This is a genomic window from Bacillus sp. FJAT-49736 (assembly GCF_018343615.1).
Classification (GTDB): Bacteria; Bacillota; Bacilli; order Bacillales; family Bacillaceae_C; genus Margalitia.
Map to the genome: position 1 here is coordinate 771,739 of NZ_JAGYPI010000002.1, position 23,552 is coordinate 795,290.

The 23,552-nt window shown below is 37.2% G+C and carries 19 protein-coding genes, 2 riboswitches and 1 other annotated feature (1 of these 22 running past the window's edge); of the genes, 6 read left to right on the top strand and 13 right to left on the bottom strand.

Annotation, left to right across the window (positions count from 1 at the left end; genetic code table 11):
* Nucleotides 1-31 (bottom strand) — a binding site (T-box leader); it reaches 182 nt to the left of the window's first position.
* Nucleotides 32-102: 71 nt separating this feature from the next.
* The 7 genes from KHA87_RS15190 to KHA87_RS15220 all read right to left on the bottom strand — a co-directional run bounded on the left by KHA87_RS15190 (nucleotide 103) and on the right by KHA87_RS15220 (nucleotide 6,167).
* Entirely contained in the window at nucleotides 103-822 is a 720-nt protein-coding gene (locus tag KHA87_RS15190) for an amino acid ABC transporter permease (protein WP_213094986.1), read from the bottom strand.
* Between the two features lie 15 nt (nucleotides 823-837).
* Nucleotides 838-1,488, bottom strand: coding sequence for an amino acid ABC transporter permease (locus KHA87_RS15195; RefSeq protein ID WP_213094987.1), 651 nt, complete (start codon nucleotides 1,486-1,488; stop codon nucleotides 838-840).
* 66 nt (nucleotides 1,489-1,554) lie between these two features.
* A complete protein-coding gene (locus tag KHA87_RS15200; RefSeq protein WP_213094988.1) occupies nucleotides 1,555-2,358 on the bottom strand; it encodes a transporter substrate-binding domain-containing protein in 804 nt (267 codons plus the stop codon).
* Nucleotides 2,359-2,439: 81 nt separating this feature from the next.
* The gene (locus tag KHA87_RS15205) at nucleotides 2,440-3,168 is read right to left on the bottom strand and encodes an amino acid ABC transporter ATP-binding protein (RefSeq protein WP_213094989.1); all 729 of its coding nucleotides are present in this window, start codon (nucleotides 3,166-3,168) and stop codon (nucleotides 2,440-2,442) included.
* A gap of 285 nt (nucleotides 3,169-3,453) precedes the next feature.
* The gene (locus KHA87_RS15210) at nucleotides 3,454-4,479 is read right to left on the bottom strand and encodes an AI-2E family transporter (protein ID WP_213094990.1); all 1,026 of its coding nucleotides are present in this window, start codon (nucleotides 4,477-4,479) and stop codon (nucleotides 3,454-3,456) included.
* A 140-nt stretch (nucleotides 4,480-4,619) separates the two neighbouring features.
* Nucleotides 4,620-5,828: an MDR family MFS transporter gene (locus tag KHA87_RS15215; protein WP_249310412.1), complete on the bottom strand. Its 1,209-nt coding sequence runs from the start codon at nucleotides 5,826-5,828 to the stop codon at nucleotides 4,620-4,622.
* A gap of 162 nt (nucleotides 5,829-5,990) precedes the next feature.
* Complete coding sequence (locus tag KHA87_RS15220; protein ID WP_213094991.1) at nucleotides 5,991-6,167, bottom strand: twin-arginine translocase TatA/TatE family subunit; 177 nt, start codon at nucleotides 6,165-6,167, stop codon at nucleotides 5,991-5,993.
* A gap of 421 nt (nucleotides 6,168-6,588) precedes the next feature.
* A riboswitch (cyclic di-AMP (ydaO/yuaA leader) is annotated at nucleotides 6,589-6,734 on the top strand.
* Between the two features lie 294 nt (nucleotides 6,735-7,028).
* Between KHA87_RS15220 and KHA87_RS15225 the strand changes: the two genes are divergently transcribed.
* Nucleotides 7,029-8,849, top strand: a complete 1,821-nt coding sequence (locus tag KHA87_RS15225) for an APC family permease (protein WP_213094992.1) — start codon at nucleotides 7,029-7,031, stop codon at nucleotides 8,847-8,849.
* 116 nt (nucleotides 8,850-8,965) lie between these two features.
* A riboswitch (Lysine riboswitch) is annotated at nucleotides 8,966-9,159 on the top strand.
* A gap of 125 nt (nucleotides 9,160-9,284) precedes the next feature.
* Entirely contained in the window at nucleotides 9,285-10,760 is a 1,476-nt protein-coding gene (locus tag KHA87_RS15230; protein WP_213094993.1) for an amino acid permease, read from the top strand.
* A 47-nt stretch (nucleotides 10,761-10,807) separates the two neighbouring features.
* Here KHA87_RS15230 and KHA87_RS15235 read toward each other — a convergent pair whose 3' ends face one another.
* On the bottom strand, nucleotides 10,808-11,308 hold the full coding sequence (locus KHA87_RS15235; RefSeq protein ID WP_213094994.1) for a CBO0543 family protein: 501 nt from the start codon (nucleotides 11,306-11,308) through the stop codon (nucleotides 10,808-10,810).
* Nucleotides 11,309-11,479: 171 nt separating this feature from the next.
* On the opposite strand from KHA87_RS15235, the gene KHA87_RS15240 reads away from it, so the two are divergent.
* Nucleotides 11,480-12,475 carry a DUF3231 family protein gene (locus KHA87_RS15240; protein WP_249310413.1) on the top strand — a complete coding sequence of 332 codons (996 nt, stop codon included), beginning with the start codon at nucleotides 11,480-11,482 and terminating at the stop codon, nucleotides 12,473-12,475.
* Between the two features lie 143 nt (nucleotides 12,476-12,618).
* On the opposite strand, the gene cstA is transcribed toward KHA87_RS15240, so the two are convergent.
* The 4 genes from cstA to KHA87_RS15260 form a co-directional block, all read right to left on the bottom strand.
* On the bottom strand, nucleotides 12,619-14,421 hold the full coding sequence (gene cstA, locus KHA87_RS15245; protein WP_213094995.1) for a carbon starvation protein CstA: 1,803 nt from the start codon (nucleotides 14,419-14,421) through the stop codon (nucleotides 12,619-12,621).
* A 207-nt stretch (nucleotides 14,422-14,628) separates the two neighbouring features.
* Nucleotides 14,629-15,357, bottom strand: coding sequence for a LytR/AlgR family response regulator transcription factor (locus KHA87_RS15250; protein WP_213094996.1), 729 nt, complete (start codon nucleotides 15,355-15,357; stop codon nucleotides 14,629-14,631).
* On the bottom strand, nucleotides 15,332-17,113 hold the full coding sequence (locus KHA87_RS15255; RefSeq protein ID WP_213094997.1) for a sensor histidine kinase: 1,782 nt from the start codon (nucleotides 17,111-17,113) through the stop codon (nucleotides 15,332-15,334). Before KHA87_RS15255 ends, KHA87_RS15250 begins: the two co-directional genes overlap by 26 nt.
* Before the next feature lie 955 nt (nucleotides 17,114-18,068).
* Nucleotides 18,069-19,451, bottom strand: coding sequence for a glycine--tRNA ligase (locus KHA87_RS15260; RefSeq protein WP_213094998.1), 1,383 nt, complete (start codon nucleotides 19,449-19,451; stop codon nucleotides 18,069-18,071).
* A gap of 486 nt (nucleotides 19,452-19,937) precedes the next feature.
* On the opposite strand from KHA87_RS15260, the gene KHA87_RS15265 reads away from it, so the two are divergent.
* From KHA87_RS15265 to KHA87_RS15275, 3 genes are all read left to right on the top strand, one after another.
* The gene (locus KHA87_RS15265) at nucleotides 19,938-20,474 is read left to right on the top strand and encodes a YceI family protein (protein WP_213094999.1); all 537 of its coding nucleotides are present in this window, start codon (nucleotides 19,938-19,940) and stop codon (nucleotides 20,472-20,474) included.
* Between the two features lie 287 nt (nucleotides 20,475-20,761).
* Nucleotides 20,762-21,496, top strand: a complete 735-nt coding sequence (pyrH, locus tag KHA87_RS15270) for a UMP kinase (protein WP_213095000.1) — start codon at nucleotides 20,762-20,764, stop codon at nucleotides 21,494-21,496.
* A 101-nt stretch (nucleotides 21,497-21,597) separates the two neighbouring features.
* Complete coding sequence (locus tag KHA87_RS15275; protein ID WP_213095001.1) at nucleotides 21,598-22,581, top strand: ketoacyl-ACP synthase III; 984 nt, start codon at nucleotides 21,598-21,600, stop codon at nucleotides 22,579-22,581.
* Nucleotides 22,582-22,630: 49 nt separating this feature from the next.
* On the opposite strand, the gene KHA87_RS15280 is transcribed toward KHA87_RS15275, so the two are convergent.
* On the bottom strand, nucleotides 22,631-23,527 hold the full coding sequence (locus KHA87_RS15280; protein WP_213095002.1) for a LysR family transcriptional regulator: 897 nt from the start codon (nucleotides 23,525-23,527) through the stop codon (nucleotides 22,631-22,633).
* Nucleotides 23,528-23,552: the final 25 nt, after the last annotated feature.

The window sequence follows — 23,552 nt, forward strand, 5'->3', positions numbered from 1 at the left end:
ACACTTTACTAATCCTTTTCAACGTTTTTCATTATAATTTTTTAATTACTATATTCATTTTTCGCTTAATTGTCAAGGTGATACGGAAAAGATTAATTATCCTTAAGCAGAAATTCCCCCAGATGCTGTACTCTTGTTTACTTTGCCAAGCTTTGGATCTTTTCTGCGGTTTGTGTCTAAGCGTTTTTCTAGCCACCTGGCAATTAGTGAAAGTGCGTAATTGACGATAAAATACATGAAAATTGCCATAAGAATAATAGGAATCACATAGTTGATATTTCCATTATAGATCCCCTTCGCATTATGAAGAAGCTCCGGTAAGGCAATAACCACCGCTAATGATGTATCTTTTAACAAAGAAATAAATTGACTTACTAACGGTGGAATCATTCTTTTTAATGCCTGTGGTAAGATAACTAACCTCATTGTTTGAACGTATGTTAAACCTGAAGATCTCGCTGCTTCAATCTGCCCTTTGTCAATGGAATTAATCCCGCTTCGCACGATTTCACTAATCATTGCGGATTCAAAAATAGTTAGGGCAAAAATAGCTGATGTTTTGACATCAAATTTAATTCCAATTTCCGGTAAAGCCAAATTTACGAAAAAGATAATTAACAAAAGTGGCAAATTACGTATAATCTCCACTACTACCAAGACAATAGGAGATACTACAGGTATCTTTGCATAACGTACAATCCCCAACAAACTGCCAATAATAAAACTTAAAACAATTGAAATAAAGGCTACCTCTAATGTTACTTGAAAACCCTTTAGTAAATACGAGAGGTTTTCAGCCGAGTATGCTCCCGAAAAATCCATTATTCCATTCCCCCTCTAATAAGCTCTTGCCAATCTTTTTTCAAGGTAATTGACAAAAAGACTTAACGGGATTGTTATCACTAGATAAAACATAGCTACAAAAATATACGTATCAAATACGACATAGGTTTTCTCGTGAACCGCATCTCCGAAATACATTAAATCTAGCCCAGCAATTACCCCAAGTATGGAAGAGTTTTTCACTAAATTCAAAAACTGATTTCCTATTGGAGGTATAACAATTTTGACTGCTTGTGGCAAAATAATATATCTCATAGCTTGAATATAGGTTAATCCTGATGAACGAGCAGCCTCCATTTGCCCTTTGTCAACCGATTGAATTCCCGCTCTGACTGCCTCTGCTATAAAGGCCGAAGTATAAATGGTTAAGGCAATGGTGCCAGCAACAAAGCCACTCATGTTAATATAAACACTAAGACCAAAATAAAAGAAAAAGGCAATAATCATCAAGGGGATGTTTCGAATAAATTCTACATAACATGCACCCAAAAAATTAAGAATTCTAAATGGAGCAATTCGCAAAATAGCAATAATGACACCAAGTATAAAACTACAAATCAGTCCAATGACACTAACCTTTATTGTATTAAGAAAACCTTCTAAATATAAATCAGAATAACGAGTCAGTATGGAGAAATCGAGCATTTTCCCCCTCCTTCATTAAAAGGATGGGCTAATCTTTGCCCATCCATTGGTTTTAAGAATATGATGTTATTGTTTGATCCATTTGTTTTTAATTTGATCGTATTCTCCGCTGTCCTTTAGTTCCTTTAAGAATTTATTAATATACTCTTGGAATTTCTTTTGTCCTTTTCTAACTGCAATTCCGTAAGGTTCCTCTGTAAAAGTCCCCCCAACTAGCTCATAATTACTGTCTTGATCTGCCATTCCATAAAGAATGGAATCATCGGTTGTTAGCGCATCGCCTTTTCCTGATTTTAGAGCTGTAAATGCTTCTGAGTAATTTTCAAATTCTAACACTTCTGTATCAGGTGCTGCTTTTTTTACATTATCGACTGATGTTGAACCTTTTACAGCTAATACTTTTGTTCCCTTTTTTAAATCATTAACACTTTTAATTGGACTCCCTTTTTTAACTAATAGTGATTGACCTGCCATGAAGTATACATCCGAAAAGTCAACTTCCTTTTTGCGTTCTTCGCTTATAGTCATAGTAGCTATTATGGCATCGATATCTCCGTTATTTAATTTAGGAACACGTGTTTTTGATGTAATTTCCACTAGTTCAACTTTATTTTCATCTCCAAGGATTTTTTTTGCCAATGCTTTGGCAATATCAATATCAAATCCCGTTACTTTACCAGTTTTCGGATCTTTATAGCCGAATAAATTCGTATCATACTTCACACCTACAACAAACTTTCCTCTGTCTTTTATTTGCTGTAGAGTATCCTTACTTGTATCCCCATTTGTCTTCTTCCCGCATCCAGCAAACAAGGCTGCCACCAACGTAAAAATTAAACCAAGAAACAAAACCTTTTTTAAACTTCTCAAAGATTCTTCCCCCTTATTTTTCCTTCGTCCTATTGCTTACAAGTGTTTTTCAAAACTGCAATTTAATTACATGCATGCTGATTAATGATTCAATACTCTTTTCAAAAATACCTGAGCTCGTTCCGTTTTTGGGCTGGCAAAAAAGTCAGCTGGATTAGATTCCTCCAAAATTTTGCCCTCATCCATAAAGACAACCCGGTTTGCCACTTCCTTTGCAAAGCCCATTTCATGAGTGACGACAACCATGGTCATGCCTTCCTTGGCCAACGATTTCATTACTTCTAATACTTCGCCAATCATTTCAGGGTCTAATGCCGAGGTTGGCTCGTCGAAAAGCATCACACTTGGTTTCATTGCAAGACCTCTGGCAATTGCTACCCTCTGCTGCTGACCCCCGGAAAGTTGAGATGGATAAGATTTTGCTTTATCCGGAATACCGACCTTTTCCAAGTAATACATGGCTGTTTCCTCAGCTTTTTTTGGATCCTCTCCCAGTGCTTTAATAGGAGCTAATGTAATGTTTTGGAGAACTGTCTTATGTGGATATAAGTTGAAATGCTGAAAAACCATACCGATATTTTTGCGCAAATCATTAATATTTGTCTTTTTGTTATTGACCTTAAATCCATTTACTGTTAATTCTCCATCTGTAATCGTTTCCAATCGATTGATGCAACGGAGCATCGTGCTCTTACCGGATCCAGAAGGGCCAATTACTACTACTACTTCCCCCTCTTCTACTTCCAAACTAATATTTTTTAGTACGTGAAAATGTCCATAATGCTTGTTAACATTTTGAAAAGATATCAATCCAACCCCCCCATAGATGAAAAAATAAAAAGAATAGGACCAAGGTCTATTCTTTTTCACGAAGATTTATTTATAATATTATAAATCTTCATAATTATATATATTTCGACTTACCAAGAAAAATTCCTTCCATTATTTATCACAATATCCAAAATAGTTCCAAAGTCATAGGTTTCACTTTATTAAAAAATAAAAAACACACTTACCCTGTAAGAAAGTAAGCGTGTTTTTCAAATTTTGTTTAATGGTCAGATTAATATAACTATTTTTGTTACTTTTGAATCATTAACTTTTATTTAGTTTTAGGTCTTTATCATTATCCGTAACATCCAACACATCCAGCAGGAACATAAAGATTGGGATACCAATAATTAATCCCCATACACCGAAAAAGTGCTCTGAAAAAATTAAAACGATAAAGGTATAAAAAATCGGCAAATTTGTTTTTGAAGACATCAGCTTAGGGTTTAATATATACGTCTCGATTGCATGAATAACTAATATAGTAATTACGACATATAAAACCTGCATCGCTCCACCAATACTGTATGCAATTAAGCTTAGCGGAACAAAGCCAATGATTACCCCTGCAACAGGAATTAGACCAAGGAAAAAGATTAATATCGCTAAGCCAAATAGTTGGGGAAAATGCATTATGGACAATGCGATAGTTGTCAACACAGTATTGACAATTGCAATAATAAATTGAGCCTCAATGACTTTTCCAAATGAGCGAATAAATTTCCCTGCGAAAAATTCAATTTCATTGTAAAATGGAGCTATTTTGCTATATTTAAACTTCTTTGTAAAATCAATTAAGCGCTGCTTTTCTAATAAGAAAAATAAACTTAGTAAAATAGACATTAACACTTGCATAAAGACTTTGCCAAGACCTGTAAAGTAAGTAAAAACAAAAGTGAAGCCATGCTCTAAATATGACGAAATTTTAGAGCTGTTAATCATTTTTACGACATAATTCAACACTTTATTTTGATGCTTCTGTGTGTAAAAAGCAGTTAATTGTTTAACGAGCTGAGAAATTTCTGTAATAATGACGGGCAAATATTTCACAATTCCCAACGATAATAACCCGACAATTAAACAATATAATATGATAACCGTTACTTTTCTATTAATGGGTATTTTATCTGTGACAAACTTCACTAATCTGTCCATCAAAAATGTAAAAATAAATGTTAATAGGATTAAATTAATCATGCTCCTTAAAAAGTACAGAACAACTGCAATAAGAGCAAAAATGATCAGCCTTTTAACGCTCTTTTTTTGTATAAGCATTAGCAGTACATCCATCAGTTTTTCGTGTCCCCTTATATTTTAACTTTGTAATCTAATTATATTATCGCCATCATTTATTGATTATTTTTTTATATCTATATTTTCCTTCATAATAACACGAAACTGGTATTTGTTATAACTTTTTTCCTAATAAATTATGAATTATTTACACCAACAACAGATTTGACTTGTCTTTTACTCCCAGCAAGAAAAAAGTAAATACTCACCGTTACTACTGAAGCCATTATCCAAAATAGCCAATGACCATTCCACTGTTTTAAAATCCAGCCACCCATTACTGGTCCTACGGAATTTCCAATGGAACGAAACTGGGCAGCGCCAAAGTACGTCCCACGTAGTTCTTCCTTAGCAATTTGATCAATGAACACGCTCGTAGAGGGGAATAAGAAAATTTCACCGATTGTTAATACAACCATCGAGACAATAAAACCTATCCAGGAATCGACAAATCCCATGATGAGGAATCCTAAAACAAAGAAAAAACTGCCGAGCATCATCACATGCAGAACCCGCCATTTTTCTACAAGATGACTCAGTGGAATTTGTAGTAAAACAACGGTTACTGCATTAATGGACAATAGCAATGAAAACAATATAGCACCATTTTCCACAATCCCCCCTAAATGCTGTGGTAAGGAGGAATCTATTTGGGAATACCCAATATTTACGAGGATCCCACCTATAATAAAGTATCTTAAAGAAGAATCTAGCTTAATAATGTTGAATGCAGCTTTCATCGTTGATACTTTCTTCACCTGTTGATTCAGCTTTACTTTATATTTCCCTAATAAAATTGCTAACAGTGTCCCATACATTAGATAAAAAGATCCTGTAATCAAAAATGTTATGGTGGAGGATACGACCCCAAAATAAGCGCCAAGTAAAGGGCCAATAGCCGCGCCAATATTGATCGCTGTGTAGCGTAAAGAAAAGACCCTTAATCTTTTTTCTGGTTCTGTTAAATCAGCCATAAGTGCTTGACTAGTTGGCTCAAAAAAGGAGCGACATATGCCATTCAGGGCATTTAATAGAAAAAAAGCCAATGGATCCCTTGCAAAAGAAAATCCTATAAATACACATGCCCATATAAACACTGCGGAAAGCATGATTACTTTCCGCCCAAAACGGTCAGACAAATGCCCGCCAATAAATCCACCTACTGTACCAGATAATGGACCAATCCCTACTATGATACCTATAATCACGGGATGAATACCTTCTGAGTGGGATAAGTATAAGGCTAAAAAAGGCATCGCCATAAAACTTGCTCCCCTTGCAAATACAGTACCTCCCAGTAATGTCCAAACAATAGGATGAAATCCCCTTAAACTAAATCGACTCATGATGCACCCTACTTTCTATCTCAATATGTAAAAACTATACAAGAAGAAAGTCCATAAGAAAATTATAAATTTTTTAAGTTTAGACATAAGAAAAAATAATACAGCAAATAAAAAACCATAGGCTTTTATCAAGTCTATGGTTTATCATTATTAAATCCCTTATTATTTGTTCTCTTCTTTTTTTTCGTCTTCCTCAGAAATGATTCCATTCATTCCTTTTTTAAATTCTCTTAATGTGTCTCCGGCTGCCTTTCCTAATTTAGGAAGCTTTGTTGGTCCAAAAATTAACAATGCCACTACAATAATGATTAATACTTCACCAAATCCTAAACTACCCATTTATGCCCCTCCATTATCTATTCGGAAACTATATAAAATACTTTTAATACGATCCTCATTAAAAATATCATATGTCCATTTAGCGCTTATTTCAACAACACTACTATATAATAATTTCCCATAAAAAAATAAGAAATTGTTATACATTTTATCTACAAGGCTGTTTTCATATAGATTTTTAAATCCAAAAGCTCATTTTAACTTATGTTTTTCGAATATTGTTCTCTATCCTAATATAGACTTGGTTTCGCAGCATCTTTTCTTTAGACATTAATGATTGTTAACCAAACTAAGGATTGATATAAGGTCTATTTTTCCAAAACGCAACAAAATTTAAGAAAAGAGCCTTTATAAAAAAAAGGAAAAACATATCTTTACAAGTAAAAATGATGAGAGTATATTTTTATTATAAATTTTATAAACAGTTCAAACGCTAAATCCTTTGGAGCGGGGGACCCAAATTTCGTGAATCATTTTTGTTCACTTGGGGTGAATCCTTTTTTAAGGTAGGGCAATCTCTCATGTCCGAATCCGACAGCTAACCTCGTAAGCGTAAAGAGAGGAATGCAACCTTGTGATCGTACAATACAGACCACAGAAGGCTACATCCCTTCTGTGGTTTTTTGCGTGCATTCATACAATCTTGCTTTTTAAGGAGGCTGTTTTCGATTAGATTGTTGTTTTTCGTACAAAAAATCCTAATATAGTCTTAGTTCGGGGTATCTTTTCTTACGTAAGTTACTGATTCATAACCAAAGAATAGATGTTACTGAGATTTTGCCCCCAAAAGCAACAAGTTTAAGAAATAAGCCTTTAAGGAACAATACTTAACATGAACACATCTTTAAGGAGAATCCATCCATGTATAGTTCAATCAAACGATTTTTAATCGGAAGACCGTTGAAATCCCATGAATTAGGTGAGCAAAAATTATCAAAGCTAAAAGCATTAGCGATACTTTCATCGGACGCGTTATCATCGGTTGCATATGGAACGGAGCAAATATTAATTGTTCTAGCTTCCGTCAGTACTCTGGCGTTTTGGTATAACATTCCTATCGCAGTAGGTGTACTTTTTCTATTGTTGGCGTTAACCCTTTCATACAGACAAATCATTTTTTCCTATCCACAAGGCGGGGGCGCCTATCTAGTTTCGAAGGAAAATCTTGGCGTTAATCCAGGATTAATTGCGGGCGGCTCCTTACTGGTTGATTATATTTTAACAGTTGCGGTTAGTATTTCATCAGGTACTGATGCCCTTACTTCAGCTTTTCCTGTTTTACATCCATATAGTGTTGAAATTGCCGTTATTCTAGTCATTCTTATTACAATCTTGAATTTGCGAGGATTAACAGAATCTGCTTCCATATTAGCTTATCCTGTATATTTATTCGTAATTGCTATCATCTTCCTTATCATTGTCGGCATATATAAAGTGGCTACAGGGCAAATCTCGCCAAACCTGCATCCGCAATTAGGGACACCTGTAGCGGGAATTTCCTTATTCTTGCTGCTTCGAGCCTTTTCGTCGGGAAGTTCAGCACTAACTGGGGTCGAGGCTATATCGAATGCTATACCAAATTTTAAGAACCCTGCTCCCAAAAATGCTGCTACTACTTTGGCAATGATGGGAGGAATTCTTGCGGTTCTCTTCTCAGGAATTACGTTTTTATCCTATTGGTATGGGATTGGTCCAAAGGCTACGGAAACCGTCGTTTCTCAAATTGCATCCCATACATTTGGGCGAAATTATATTTACTACTTTATACAAGGTACAACAGCCTTAATTCTTGTTCTCGCAGCAAATACAGGATTTTCTGCATTTCCGCAACTAGCTTATAATCTGGCGCGAGATAAATATATGCCTAGAATGTTTACAATGCGGGGAGACCGTTTAGGGTACTCAAATGGAATTATCTTTCTAAGTATTGCTTCCATACTATTAATAATTGGCTTTAAAGCTAGAACGGAACATTTAATTCCGCTTTATGCGGTAGGTGTATTCATTCCGTTTACTCTTTCTCAAACAGGCATGATTGTTAAATGGATAAAACAAAAACCGAGTGGATGGCTTGTTAAGCTATTAATCAACCTAGTTGGGGCGCTTATTTCTTTCTTAGTTTTCGGTATTATTTTTGTTACGAAGTTTCATCAAGTATGGTTTGTTGTTATCTTTTTACCGGCGGTGGTTTATCTTTTCCACACGATCCATAAGCATTATAAGGCAGTTGGAGAACAGCTTCGTTGCTCCCACCCTGCATTGGAAAAAATAAACGGGAATGTCTTTATTGTCCCTGTAGCAGGTATTACAACCGTTGTGGAAAGATCCATTAATTATGCGAAATCATTAACGAATGAAGTGATTGCTGTTTATGTAGCTTTTGACAGAGAAGACGAAAAAAGAATGGAACAAAAGTGGTCGGAACTAGACAATGGAGTTCGGCTAGTAACGCTTCACTCTTCATATCGAAGCATCATTTATCCGTTATGCAAATTTCTGGAAACGGTGCAAACAAAGGTATCCGAAAATGGATATGTTGTGACCGTACTTGTGCCGCAATTCATTCCGAAGAAAAGGTGGCATAATATCCTCCATAATCAATCGGCCTTATTAATAAGGACCAGGCTGCTTTGGAGTAAAGATATTGTTGTGGCAACACTTCCATATCATTTTAAAAAATAGCAAAGCAACAGCGGAAAAACTTACATTCGACAATTTATGTGAAAGTTATTGATTTTTGTCAAAAACATATTATAATTAATCATTGTATAAATTGAATATAAAAATCCTCATCAGACCGGTGAGGTAGAGGTCGCAACTCTTAATAGTAAGACGGACGAAATGCAAAAGAACATTGAAGACTCCGTTTGAAAGGAATAGTTGCCGAAGTCAAATCATTTTCTTTTGGATGATTTGGCTGGGGCTGTCTCCGAATAGGAACAGAACTGTCACGTTTGTTCTTACCAAACAAACGTGTTGAGCTATCTTTCGGAAGGGTATGATGCGGGGTCTTGTAATAAGCCGTCGATTCTACTTTCGACGGCTTTTTTTGATTCCCACTCCCACGAAGAAAAGCATAGGTGCCTTGCACCAACAAAAAAAGGAGTGAGACAATCTGTGAATGCAAATCAATTATCAAATGTGAAAAGTAGTAAAAAGCAAGAGGCTCAGACATTAAAGCGTAGCCTTAAATCCCGTCATTTAACGATGATTTCGCTTGGAGGAACAATCGGTACGGGGCTCTTTCTTGCAAGTGGAGGGGCTATCCATACTGCAGGTCCAGGCGGTGTTATTCTTGCATACTTACTAATTGGAATAATGGTTTATTTCTTAATGACAAGCTTGGCCGAGATGGCTGCATATATGCCTGTTTCTGGTACCTTCAGTACCTATGCCACAAAATTTGTAGACCCTTCTTTAGGGTTTGCACTTGGATGGAATTACTGGTATAACTGGGCAATTACCATTGCTGCGGAGCTTTCAGCAGCTACTATTATTATGAAATTCTGGTTTCCCCATACACCATCACTCATCTGGAGTGCTATATGTTTAGTTATTATGTTTTTATTAAACTATTTATCTGTAAAAGGTTTTGGTGAAGCTGAGTTTTGGTTTTCTATTATTAAAGTAGTAACCGTCATTATATTTATAATTACCGGTTTTTTAATGATTTTTGGCATAATGGGTAATGAGGCAGTTGGCTTTAAAAACTTTACGATTGGAGATGCACCATTCCATGGCGGATTTATGGCAATGCTTGGAATCTTCATGGCAGCTGGATTCTCCTTTCAAGGAACCGAGCTTCTTGGGGTAGCTGCCGGAGAAAGTGACAATCCGGAAAAGAATATTCCAAAGGCTGTCAAACAAGTATTTTGGCGAATCCTTTTATTTTATGTTTTAGCGATCCTTGTCATTGGATTATTAATTCCATATACGGACAAACATCTTGCTGACTCTGATGTAACCATGAGTCCCTTCACCATTATTTTCAATAAAGCCGGGATTGCCTTTGCAGCATCCGTTATGAATGCAATCATCCTAACTGCTGTACTATCTGCTGGTAATTCAGGAATGTATGCTTCTACCCGCATGCTTTGGGATCTAGCTCGCGAAGGAAAAGCACCGAAGTTTTTAGCGAAGCTAAATAAAAATGGTGTACCTGTTAATGCCTTAATCGTTACCTCATTGATTGGCACACTGGCGTTCTTTGCCTCCCTTTTTGGTGACGGTACCGTTTATAATTGGTTGCTAAACGCTTCCGGTATGTCCGGTTTTATTGCTTGGCTAGGAATTGCTATCAGCCACTATCGTTTTCGCAAAGCTTATATAGCACAAGGGAAAGACTTACGTGATCTTCCTTACCGATCAAAGCTCTTCCCATTTGGTCCGATATTCGCTTTTGTTCTTTGTGCTGTCGTGATAATTGGTCAGGATTATCCTGCCTTTTTAGGTGGAAACATTGATTGGAACGGAATTTTAGTTTCCTATATTGGATTACCGCTATTTATCATCGTTTGGCTTGGATACAAATTTGCGAAAAAAACGAAAATAGTACCTCTTGACCAATGTGATTTCACAAATAATAGACAATAAATTATTGTAAAGGGCTGTCCGGATGACAGCCCTTTTTTATAGGCTAATTAAAATGAAATGGGGACGTCAAAAATTCGAACTAAAATATATCCCACTATACAAGATAGTGCATAAGTGATTAGAGGATGATGATAATGAAGCTTAATAAAGCAATACATTAAACAATAGAATACAACATCCACCCAAAAGCCCCAGCCATGATAAAAGTGGAGGGCACTGAAATGAATAAACACCAATTCAATTAATATTGATCCCATTATCCATTTGAAAATATAAAATATTTGCTTACGGAAGCTGCCCTCCGGAAATAAAGAAATATATATTAATGTGCTTATCGGAAGAAGAAACAGGGAATTAAATAGCTCCACAGCTATTGGTGACATAAAACGAGAGTGTAGTTCCCAAAGCAGATAATCATGACAGATAACAAGATTAAATAGGTTGCAAATAGCAACATACTGCATGGTTGCAAGATATTTCGTTAATGGATGCCAGCATTTCTTCCAAAATGACACGACCAACAATATGAACGCTAATATAAAAATCATGCCAATCCTCCGGGGCGGTGTCATGCGACTTACTATTAATTTATCCACTGCCTCTTTTTCTAATCATTCGCTTCTAAATAACTTTTTCTATTATGGTTTGTTTAAAAGCGAATAGAATTGAATGATTTATCAAACTCTAATATTACGTTTGATTAGAAGGGAGGGTCATACTTGGAAACAAGACTAACCAGCTCCGAAATTGGCGGGCTTTGGGCATCATATATGAACAATAGTATGGAGTGGTGTTTGATTACCTATTTTATCCACCATGTGAAGGATCCTGAAATAAAGCTGGTGCTTGAGCATGCTTTAGCTAACTCTACAGACAGAATGAATTTTATTAAAACTATTTTCACCAATGAAGGAATACCTACTCCGATTGGCTTCACAGAAAAAGATATTAACTTAGAAGCTCCTCCTTTATTTTATGACCCTTTTGCGTTAACTTTTGTGTATTCCATTGGAAAAATGGACTTAATCTTATATTCTTTTATCATAACGAATATTTGCCGGCTCGATTTGCAGGATTTTTTCTCAAAGATTATTTATCAGTCAACGGATCTTTATAAAGAATCTCTTACATTAATGCTATCAAAAGGTATTCATGACCGTCCGCCGATGATTCCCTATCCGAAGGAGGTTCAGTTTATTGAAAAAACCTCCTATATTAAAGGACTTTTCGGAAAAAAAAGGAACTTGAATGTGCTAGAATTAGCTGAGATTTTCTCCAATATCGAACGGAACTATTTTGCTGTTTTGCTTTGCACCGGATTATTGCAGGTAGTCAAGGATGAAGAAATTAAAGCTTACTTACAAAACGGGAAGGAAATTTCGGAAAAACAAATTAATCTCTTTAATGAAATGCTTATGAAAGAGGATCTATTAGGTACAGTGCCTATCAATATGGAAGTAACCGATTCAACCGTCTCTCCTTTTTCTGATAAGCTTGTGATGTCTCTATTTCATACCCTAAATTCCATTGATATTACTTTAATCGGTCATGCACTTTCCTTATCTTTGAGGACAGATCTCGCCGCTGAATACAGTAAGTTTATTGCTGAAATCCTTCTGTATTCAAAAACTGGCTTTAACATTTTAGTAGACCGTGAATGGATGGAAATGCCGCCGGAATCACCGGACCGCAAAAAGTTGGAGAGGTCAAAATAGAATGAACAAATGAGCTATCGCCTTGAAAATCTGCGTATGGATGAGTGAAATAGACGTAGATTATTTTTACAAAATGTAAATTCCTAAGCAAGCAAAAAAAGAGAGCAGGTAAATAGACGAACACTCCCCCTGCTCCTTATTTCTTATGCGTTTCCTGTTGTTGCACTTTCCATATTTATACGAGGTGAATTTAATAATTCAATCCACTTTTTAATTGCAGTTATCATAATTACCAGACCAAGAATAAGCATGATAATGGATAATACCCCATTTAGAACATTATATCCAGCCGCTGCATGGTTGAGATATACATTCTTGATCATCCAATATCCTGCATAATTTACCGTTACATATAGGTATGCTAGCGGAATTAGACAGGTTAACATATATCTTTTCTTGTCCGCAACTTTTAAAATAACCGTTGCTCCCACAATTAATCCGATGGAAGCCATCAATTGATTAGATACACCGAACAATGCCCAAACGGATCCGATATCCCCCGAGAAGAGCAGATAACCCCATAACAGACACGCTACTGCACTAGCAAATATGGAGCCAGGGAGCCAGTCTGTTTTCTTTAAAGGCTTATAAATTTCCCCGAAGAAATCCTGAATTAAATAACGAGCAACACGAGTACCTGAGTCAATCGCAGTTAAAATAAATACAGCTTCAAACATAATAACGAATTGGAAGAAATACGGTGCCAAATGACTGAACCAATGAATCTTAGTAAAGATATAAGTCATTCCAACAGCGAGCGTTACCGCACCACCTGTACGCCCTTCTAATCCCAGGCCAATTTCATTTGCCAAATGAGGTAATTCCGAAACATGCATTCCTAATGTTTTAAAAACTTCTGGTGTAGAGTTTATTGCGAAATAATCCGCTGGCTGTAAAGCAGTAGCTGCGACTAATGCCATAATTCCTACTACACATTCTACTAGCATTGCACCAAAACCGACTACTTTAATATCGGTCCAGCGATCAAGCATTTTTGGTGTAGTACCGGAGCCCACGAAAGCATGGAATCCCGAAATCGCCCCACAAGCAATCGTGATCGAAATAAATGGCCAAACCGGACCTGCCATTACCGGACCGCCACCGTGGATGAAATCGGTGAGCGCAGGCATTTTTATAGACGGATTAATAATAAATACTCCGATAATTAATGCTATAAATACGCCGATTTTCATAAAGCTACTTAAATAATCACGTGGAGCAAGCAATAGCCAAACTGGCAATGCTGCTGCAAAGAATGCATAAATAGGTAAAATAATTGCCAATGTCTTAGTATTAAGTGTTAAAAAATCGCCTAGTGCTGTACCTTCAATATATGGTCCAACGAACACGCCAACCATGATTAAGATAAAGCCTACCGTTGTTGCTAATTTTAAGTTTCCTGTTTTCTTATAGAAGATCCCCACTGCGATTGCGATAGGAATGGTCATTCCAACAGAGAAAGTGCCCCAAGGGTTATTTTGCAATGCATTTAACACGACCATGGATAATCCAGCCATCGTGATAGTAATGATAAAAAGCATTGCTAATCCTGTGCAAAATCCTGCTACAGGTCCCATTTCTTCTTTTGCCACTTCGGATAATGATTTACCTTTACGTCTCATAGAAGCAAATAAAACCACCGCATCATGTACTGCTCCACCAATAACTGCCCCAATCAATAACCATAGTAAGCTTGGTAAATACCCGAACTGTGCTGCAAGAATTGGCCCAACAAGTGGCCCGGCTGCTGCAATCGCTGCAAAATGATGACCGAATGTAACCCATTTATTAGTAGGAACATAATCCTTTCCATCATTAAATTCATGTGCCGGTGTTGGTGTAGAATCATTTAATTTTAACACCTTCGCAGCCATAAATGTTCCATATAAACGATAAGCAATCATTAATATACATATCGATCCAATTACAATTGTAATCGCATTCATTTTATGGCACCCCTTTTTTTAGTTTAAATATTCTATCTATATTTTATAAAATGAAAACGCTATCATAGGCTTTTCAATATGAAATGCTAGAAAAAGAGGTTGAAATACAAATGTGGAGTTTTGAAATGCACTGATTTTTTCGAAAAAGAGTAAGATTAGCATAAAAAAAGATCAAAAAAGATCCATACAGGAACTTTTTTGACCTTTTTAAAAACCTATTAATTGCTTTAACTCTTTCGTATAAGTCCTACTAACAGGAACTGATTCTCCATCCTTCATTATTATATTATACGTGGAATTGAACCAAGGCTGGATTTCGACAATCGCATCAAGGTTAACAAGATATGCTCGATGAACACGAACAATAGAGGTATCTTGAAGCTTTCTTTCGAATGCTACGAGGGAATCACTTACCTTGTATTCTTGTTTGTCTGTAGTAATAATCGTTTTCCCTTCCATCGTCCTCATATAAAGGATATCATGGGTATGAATAATGATAATTCTTTCCTCCACCGTTATCGCCAGCTTATCGGATGGTGGCTTTCTTTCGATTACTTGGGGCTTCTTTCCCCCATTGTCCAGCCTCAAAATTTTTTCTACGGTTTGCTGCACTCTATGCTCATCGAATGGTTTTAAAATATAATCAACAGCATTTAATTCAAACGCCTTTATTGCGTATTCGTCATATGCAGTTGCGAATACAATTGCTGGTTGTAAATCCCGTTCTGTTAACTCCTCTACCAAATCTAGCCCGGTTTCATGTGCGAGCATAATATCCGCAAATAATACATCAAAGGAAATATTCTCCATAGCAGCCAATGCATCTTCTATACAATCTGCTTCTCCTGCAATTTCTACTTGCTTCGTTCTTCTAAGCAAGTATTTTAATTCATCTCGTGCCAATGGTTCATCATCCACTATAAAGGCCTTGAGCATACTTTTCACCCCATTTCTGCTGATCAACCGGAAGAATAATAGTGATCTTTGTTCCCGAACTCGGTTCACTTTCAATAGTGAAATCCCCATCCTGCCCATAAATTTCATTTATACGCTTTTTTATATTCCAAAGTGCCGTTCCAGTCCCCTCTTTTGAATGAACGGTTTGATTTCCAAGCTTTTTTTGCTGATCTTCCGTCATACCAATTCCATTATCAATGGTGGTAATATTTATTTTTCCATTTTCCTCAAATGCTTGTATCGAAATGATTCCCTTCTTTTTTCTTTGTTTAAAAGCATGATGTACAGCATTTTCAACTAATGGCTGCAAGGTAAATGGAGGAATCATTGTATTTTTAATGGACTCAGCAATATCTATGGTAACAGAATATTTATCAGGAAACCGCGCCTGTTCTAAAGTCAGATATGCCTGAACATGCTCCAATTCCTTTTCTAACGGAATCTGCATTTGTCTTGCTCCTTGCAAGTTACTTCTGAAAAAGGTGCTTAGTTGCAATAATAATTTTCGCGCTTTATCCGCATCTGTTCTGATCAAGCAGGATATCGTATTAATAGCATTGAATAAAAAATGCGGGTGAACCTGTGCCTGTAAAGCTTTAATCTCGGCATCCTTTAATAGCTTTCGCTGCTGCTCAGCCTCCGCAAATTCTAGCTGAGTTGAAAAAAGCATACCTAAACCTTCTACAAGCTCCTCATCTACCCTGCTTAACCCGTTTGAGTTCTTAAAATATAACTTTAATGTCCCTACCACCTGGCTATGTGCTATTAATGGCAACACAATCGCTGAATGAAGCGGACAGTCCTCCCTAAAACATTGGATTTCCTCTTTGGTTGTTGCTTTTTGAATTACACCAAGCTCAAGTACCTTCTGTGTAAGCCTGGTCGACATACTCTTTAATGGAATATGATGGTCAGAGGCAAGTCCGACGTGAGATAAAACTTGATATTGGTCCGTAATCGAAACTGCATCTGCACCTGTATGCTTTAGAATAATCTCTGCAACACGTTCACAAGATTCAACGTTCAAACCCTTCCTGAAAAACGGCAGTGTAAGCTGAGCAATATATAATGCCTTGTGGGTTTGAAGTGTTTTGGTTCGGTCTTCCTCCAATAAAATGGTTTGAATAATAAGCATGAATATAAGAGTTCCAAATCCATTTATCGTGATCATCGGAAAGGCAATAATTTTTACAAGTTCCATTGCGGAATCAAATGGTCTTGCAATAAGTAGGATAATCCCCATTTGTACACATTCCATCAATACACCGATGACAACTGCTTTTAGATGGGAATTTTTTTTACGAATATTAAAGCGTTTTCCTAGAATTCCAGTAATAATACCAGCAAGTATTGTAGAAATTCCGCACGCGATACCAGTATATCCCCCGAATGTAAGGCGATGCACTCCAGCAATTAAGCCAGCCCCTAGCCCTACCACCGGACCCCCAAGTAATCCGGCAATGGCCACTCCCATTATTCTCGTGTTTGCAATCGCACTCTCCCCAGATAATCCCCCGATATGCCACTCTTCTGAAATGGAATGATGATATATTTCTATACCTGTATAATTACTAATAATTCCAAACACACCGAACACTGTAATTAATATCAATTTTTCCTTCATTACATATTCGTGATTAATAATTTTTCTAAAGGACTTTAATCTCGATAATAAGAACGCGACAATAATCAAAATCCCCGCACGTTCCAGCATAACAGGTAGTAATTGCGCCAAAGATGATCCCACCCTTCATTAATTTTTATTATACAAAAAGCAGGGGTACATTTACATTTTGATTTTATCCAAGAGCATATTTTGAATTGTTTTGTATGACTCTCTTATTCGATGAAGAAATATGTTTTATGGTACTAATCTCTTTACGGTGAGCGATTTCCTCTAATTTTTGAAGCTGTTTTTAGGCACTAGGCTCTGCCTCGGGGACCCTCTCCACAGTTTAGGGGTGTTTTCGGGCAACTAACTCTCTGTTTGGTTACCCTATCCTCTGTTCTGGATCGATTTCGGGCACCTAGCTCTCTCTTTGGTTACCCTATCCTCTATGATAGATCGATTTCGGGCACCTAACTCTCTCTTTGGTTACCCTATCCTCTGTGATAGATCGATTTCGGGCACCTAACTCTCTCTTTGGTTACCCTATCCTCTGTGATAGATCGATTTCGGGCACCTAACTCTCTCTTTGGTTACCCTATCTTCTGTTCTGGATCGATTTCGGGCACCTAACTCCCTGTTTGGTTACCCTATCCTCTGTTCGGGTTCGATTTCGGGCACCTAACTCTCTCTTTGGTTACCCTATCCTCTGTTCTGGATCAATTTCGGGCACCTAACTCTCTCTTTGGTTACCCTATCCTCTGTTCGGGTTCGATTTCGGGCACCTAACTCTCTCTTTGGTTACCCCATCCTCTGTTCTGGTTCGATTTCGGGCACCTAACTCTCTCTTTGGTTACCCTATCCTCTGTTCTGGTTCGATTTTGAGCACCTAACTCTCTCTTTGGTTACCCTATCTCCTATTCCGAACCGATTTCGGGCACCTAACTCTCTCTTTAGTTACCCTATCCTCTGTTCTGGTTCGATTTCGGGCGCCTAACTCTCTCTTTGGTTACCCTATCCTCTGTTCTAGCATGGGTTCGGGAGCATAATCAAAAAAGGACACCAATATAGGTGTCCTTAAAATCTAAAATTGAATTTTTTCCTCTAAGAATTTTTTCAAATCGCTAATTGGGAGTCGTGTTTGTTCCATTGTATCTCGGTCTCTAATGGTTACCATTTTATCTTCCACTGAATCAAAATCATACGTGATACAGAATGGTGTACCAATTTCATCCTGACGGCGGTATCGTTTACCGATTGATCCTGTTTCATCAAAATCAACCATATAATCCTTAGCAAGCTCTGCAAAAATTTCGCGGGCACCCTCAGATAATTTTTTCGATAATGGTAAAATTGCCGCCTTAAACGGAGCTAATGCCGGATGTAAATGCATTACGGTTCTAGATGTGCCGTCTTCTAATGCTTCTTCTTCATAGGAATCAATTAAATAAGCAAGTGTTACTCGATCCGCACCAAGAGATGGTTCAATACAATATGGAACATAACGTTCATTTGTATCTTGCTCCAGATATGTGAAGTCTTCACCAGAGTATTCCATATGTCTCTTTAAATCAAAATCTGTTCTGGATGCAATACCCCAAAGCTCTCCCCAACCAAATGGGAATTTATATTCAAAGTCAGTAGTTGCATTACTATAATGGGATAGCTCTTCCTCGGAATGATCTCGTAGACGTAGATTATCCTCTTTCATGCCTAATGCTAAAAGCCAATTTTTAGCATAATCCTTCCAATAATCAAACCATTGAAGCTCCTCACCTGGCTTGCAGAAGAATTCTAGTTCCATTTGTTCAAATTCACGCGTACGGAAAGTGAAATTACCTGGTGTAATTTCGTTTCGGAAGCTCTTTCCAACTTGGGCAATACCGAATGGAAGCTTCTTGCGCATCGTTCTTTGCACATTCTTGAAGTTAACAAAAATACCTTGTGCTGTTTCAGGACGTAGGAAAATTTCATTCGTACTTGATTCTGTTACACCTTGGAAAGTTTTGAACATTAAATTGAATTGACGGATCCCTGTAAAATCTTTGCTACCGCAATCCGGGCAAGCAATATCATGTTCTTTTACCAACTCTTCCATTTTTGAAAATGGCAAGCCGTCAACCACCATCTCAATTCCTTTTTCTTCGAGCGCATTTTCAATTAATTTATCGGCACGATGTCTCGCCTTACAATTTTTACAGTCAATCATCGGGTCATTGAAATTACCAATATGTCCAGAAGCCTCCCATGTTCTTGGATTCATTAAAACAGCTGAATCTAATCCTACATTATATGGAGATTCTTGAATAAACTTTTTCCACCATGCTTTTTTCACGTTATTCTTTAATTCCACACCTAATGGACCATAATCCCATGTATTCGCTAGTCCTCCGTAGATTTCAGATCCTGGGAAAACAAAACCTCTATGTTTGGCGTGTGACACAATTTGCTCCATGTTTACACTCATTGTTATTCGCTCCTTCTTGAAAAAATAATAAAGCTCCCGTCCTCAGACTCTAGATGAGTCTGGGGACGAGAGCTGTACTCACGCGGTTCCACCCCAGTTGATGCACAAATAGCACATCCACTTTCCAATGTATGACTCCAGATTGCCGTTTCACTAAAGTCTCTTATTGGGCTTTCACCATCCCCAATTCGCTTTGAAGAACATCCTTAGCTACTATAGATCCTTCAACATCACAATTATTATTTTAATGTTTATATTACAAGATGGTTTTGTTGAAGTCAATGTTCGAGTAATAGTAATTCAAACAAGACTTTCATAGACTTGTTCCGTTAGTTGAATGTTTTAAAAAAATGTATTGACATCTTTGACTAAAAAGAATATACTTACTTACATAAAGTTACTTAATGATTAAAGTAAAACTATTAACATTTTAACCGTTAAGTATATTAATTTTAGTAAATAACTTTTTATTGGAGGTAAAATAAAATGACAAAAAGCAAATGGGTAGTAGACGCAACACATAGTGCTATCGATTTTTCTGTAAAACATATGATGGTATCAAAAGTGAAAGGTGCATTCCATACATTTGACGCTACCATCGAAGCAGATCCAACTGATTTAACATCCGCTACTATTGACTTTACTGTAGATGTAGCAAGCATCGATACACGCAATGCGGATCGTGACGGACATCTTAAATCTGCAGATTTCTTTGATGCAGAAAAATATCCTTCTATGACATTTAAAGCTACAAGCATCGATAAAAAAGGTGAAGATGAGTATACTGTGACAGGTGATATGAGTATTCATGGTGTTACTCGTCCAGAAACATTCCTTGTAACTTTTGAAGGTCTTGCAAAAGATCCAATGAGCGGTGCAGAAAAAATTGGTTTCAGCGCAGAAGGTAAAGTGAAACGCAGCGATTACGGTTTAACTTGGAATGCTGCCCTTGAAACTGGCGGCGTGTTAGTTGGCGATGAAATTAAAATTACCATTGAAATCGAAGCAGGAAAAGAAGCTTAATTTTCAAAAAGTATTAGCTAATTTCAAAATAATTTCGTATAATCAAATAAGTGAATTTATCCATTAGGGAAAGGAGTGGATTGTATGAAAACGAAATATTTATTTTCATTTTCAAAATCCATTCCTTTTTATCATTTTTAGGAGCAAGGCATTAGCCATTGCTCCTTTTTATTTGCCTTGGATTTTTTACCTCTAAAGAAAATGTTACCAGAAATGAAGACAGTATTAGATTTATCACAATCTACAAAAGGCATCGATGTGTTTGCTCATATTAAGGAGGAGATTTTTTGCTAAAGTATCAAAGGGTTTTATTAAAGCTTAGCGGGGGTGCACTTGCTGATCAAAACGGGAATAATTTTGAATCGAGTCGTTTAGAACATATTGCTAATGAGATTATATCTATTGTCCAACTGGGAGTTCAGGTCTCCATCGTTGTCGGCGGAGGAAATATCTTCAGGGGAAGGCTTGCGGATGAGTGGGGAATTGACCGTGTAGAGGCAGATAATATTGGTACACTAGGAACGATCATAAATAGTTTAATGTTACGAGGAGTTCTAAAAAGCAAAATGGATAAAGAGGTTCGAGTTATGACATCCATCCCTGTAACTACCGTTGCAGAGCCATATATTCGCTTAAAGGCAATGAATCACTTAGATAAAGGATATATAGTGATTTTTGCAGGCGGAAATGGGCAGCCCTATGTAACCACCGATTATCCAAGCGTTCAACGAGCTCTAGAAACAAATTGTGAGGCAATCCTTGTTGCAAAGCAAGGAGTGGATGGCGTCTTCACTAGTGATCCAAAGCTTGATCCGGATGCCAAAATGTATAAACAGCTCAACTATGATGATGCTGTGAAGAAGAATTTAAAAGTGATGGATCAGTCTGCATTGATACTTGCGCGCGATCATCACTTACCTGCCCATATATTTAACTTCAATGAAATTGGTGTGATGAAGAAAATCTGTATGAACGAGCAGATGGGAACATTAGTTACTGATGGAAAATCTATTTTAAAATAGATCTGTAGCTTATACAGATCTTTTTTTATTGACATAATTATTACCTGGTACTAATATTAGATAATATTATCAACTAACAATTATAAGGATGGTGAAATTTCATGTACTCAACAGCTCGGATTACGGCAATTGGTACTTATGTTCCACAAAAAAGATTACGTAATAAGGATTTAGAGAAAATGGTTGATACAAACGATGAATGGATCGTCCAAAGAACAGGCATGAGGGAAAGAAGAATGGCCGGTGATGATGAATTTTCCTCCACACTTGCATTTAAAGCGATTGAAAAAATGAAAGAAACATATGGTAAGGACTTAACAGATATTGACTGTATTGTCGTCTCCACCACCACACCGGATTATGCTTTTCCGAGTGTAGCATGTCAAATTCAAAATCACTTTCAGATTCCCTGCACCGGTGCTTTTGATATAAACGCCACCTGTGCCGGTTTTACCTATGCTTTGCACATCGCTAACAGCTTTATCACTTCCGGGGTACATCAAAAGGTACTAGTTGTCACAACAGAAACCTTAACAAAAGTAACCGATTATACAGACCGCTCCACTTGTATTCTTTTCGGTGACGGTGCAGCTGCAGTTATGGTGGAAAAGGATGAAGAAAATCCGAGCTTCCTCGCTACCCATATGGGGACAAATGGGGAAGGGGGAATTCATGTTTATCGGACCAATTTAACAGATACAATGGGAGGTATTCCTTTAAAAGCAGATGGGAATATCGTACAAAACGGTCGTGAAGTGTATAAGTGGGTATCCAGAACACTCCCTCCTTCTATCGAGGCGCTTTTGAAAAAAGCAAAGTTACATCTTGATGCAATTGACTGGTTCGTTCCACATAGCGCCAATCTTAGAATGATTGAATCCATTTGCGAGCGTTCCGGAATATCACTGGATAAAACCTTAACGAGCGCTGAATATATGGGCAATACTTCATCTGTAACCATTCCCCTCGCTATACGACTAGGTATAGAGAATGGAAAAGTTAAAAATGGGGATTTGATGATGGTATATGGATTTGGCGGTGGCTTGACACATGCGGGACATATTATTCGTTGGGACTTGGGTTAAGGGCCATGAAAAAGTAAAGAAGTGCTGTACGTATTTTGTGCGGCACCTCTTATTTTTTTTGCCAAGGAATAAACTTGTTTTCTCTTAACAGTTCAATGAATACTTCCAATGCCTTTGTCTGAAAAGGGGTTCGGATAATGACTGAAAATTCACGAGTAATGGGTAGACCTTTAATTTCTAGAATTTTTAACGATTTCAGCTGTAGTTCCTTCTGTATGGTCCAATTAGAAAGCAGACTAATTCCAAGCCCCGCTTCTACGGATTCTTTAATTAGCTGTGTACTGCCAAACTCCATTAATTTACTTGGGGAGATGTTAAACTTTTGAAACATTGCCTCCTGTGCTTCCCTGGTACCCGAACCTGATTCACGCACAATCCATGTTTCCTTTGCAATATCCTGGAAGCTTACCTCTTCTTTTTTTCCTAAAGGATGATGTACAGAAGTGACAATGAACATTGAATCTTTGGCAAGCTGCTCCACGATTAAATTTTTTTCCTTCAAATGTCCTTCCACAATACCAACATCCAACTGATGATTCGCAACCAGCTCAGCAATTTCCTTCGTATTAGCTATAACGATAGTCGGATCAATATCCGGATAGCTTCTCTGCAATTGAGCCATAATATGCGGCAAAACATATTCGCCAAATGTATAACTGGAACCAATCGTCAGCACACCGCTTGCTTTATTGGTAAGGTCATCAACAATTCTTTGCATTCTCGTATATAACCCCAATATTTCCTTCGCATGATGGTAAACAGCATTTCCCGCTTTATTCAAGCGTACGTATTTATTCGTTCGTTCTAAAAGTCGTGCACCAATCGTCCGTTCTAGCGTCTGAATATATTGGCTGACAGCTGGTTGGGTCATATGAAGCTCCTCAGCTGCTCTTGAAAAATTACCTTTTTCCACTACAGTAACAAATACTTGCAAGTATTGGTCCATTCCCATCACCTCCTTTTTATTATAC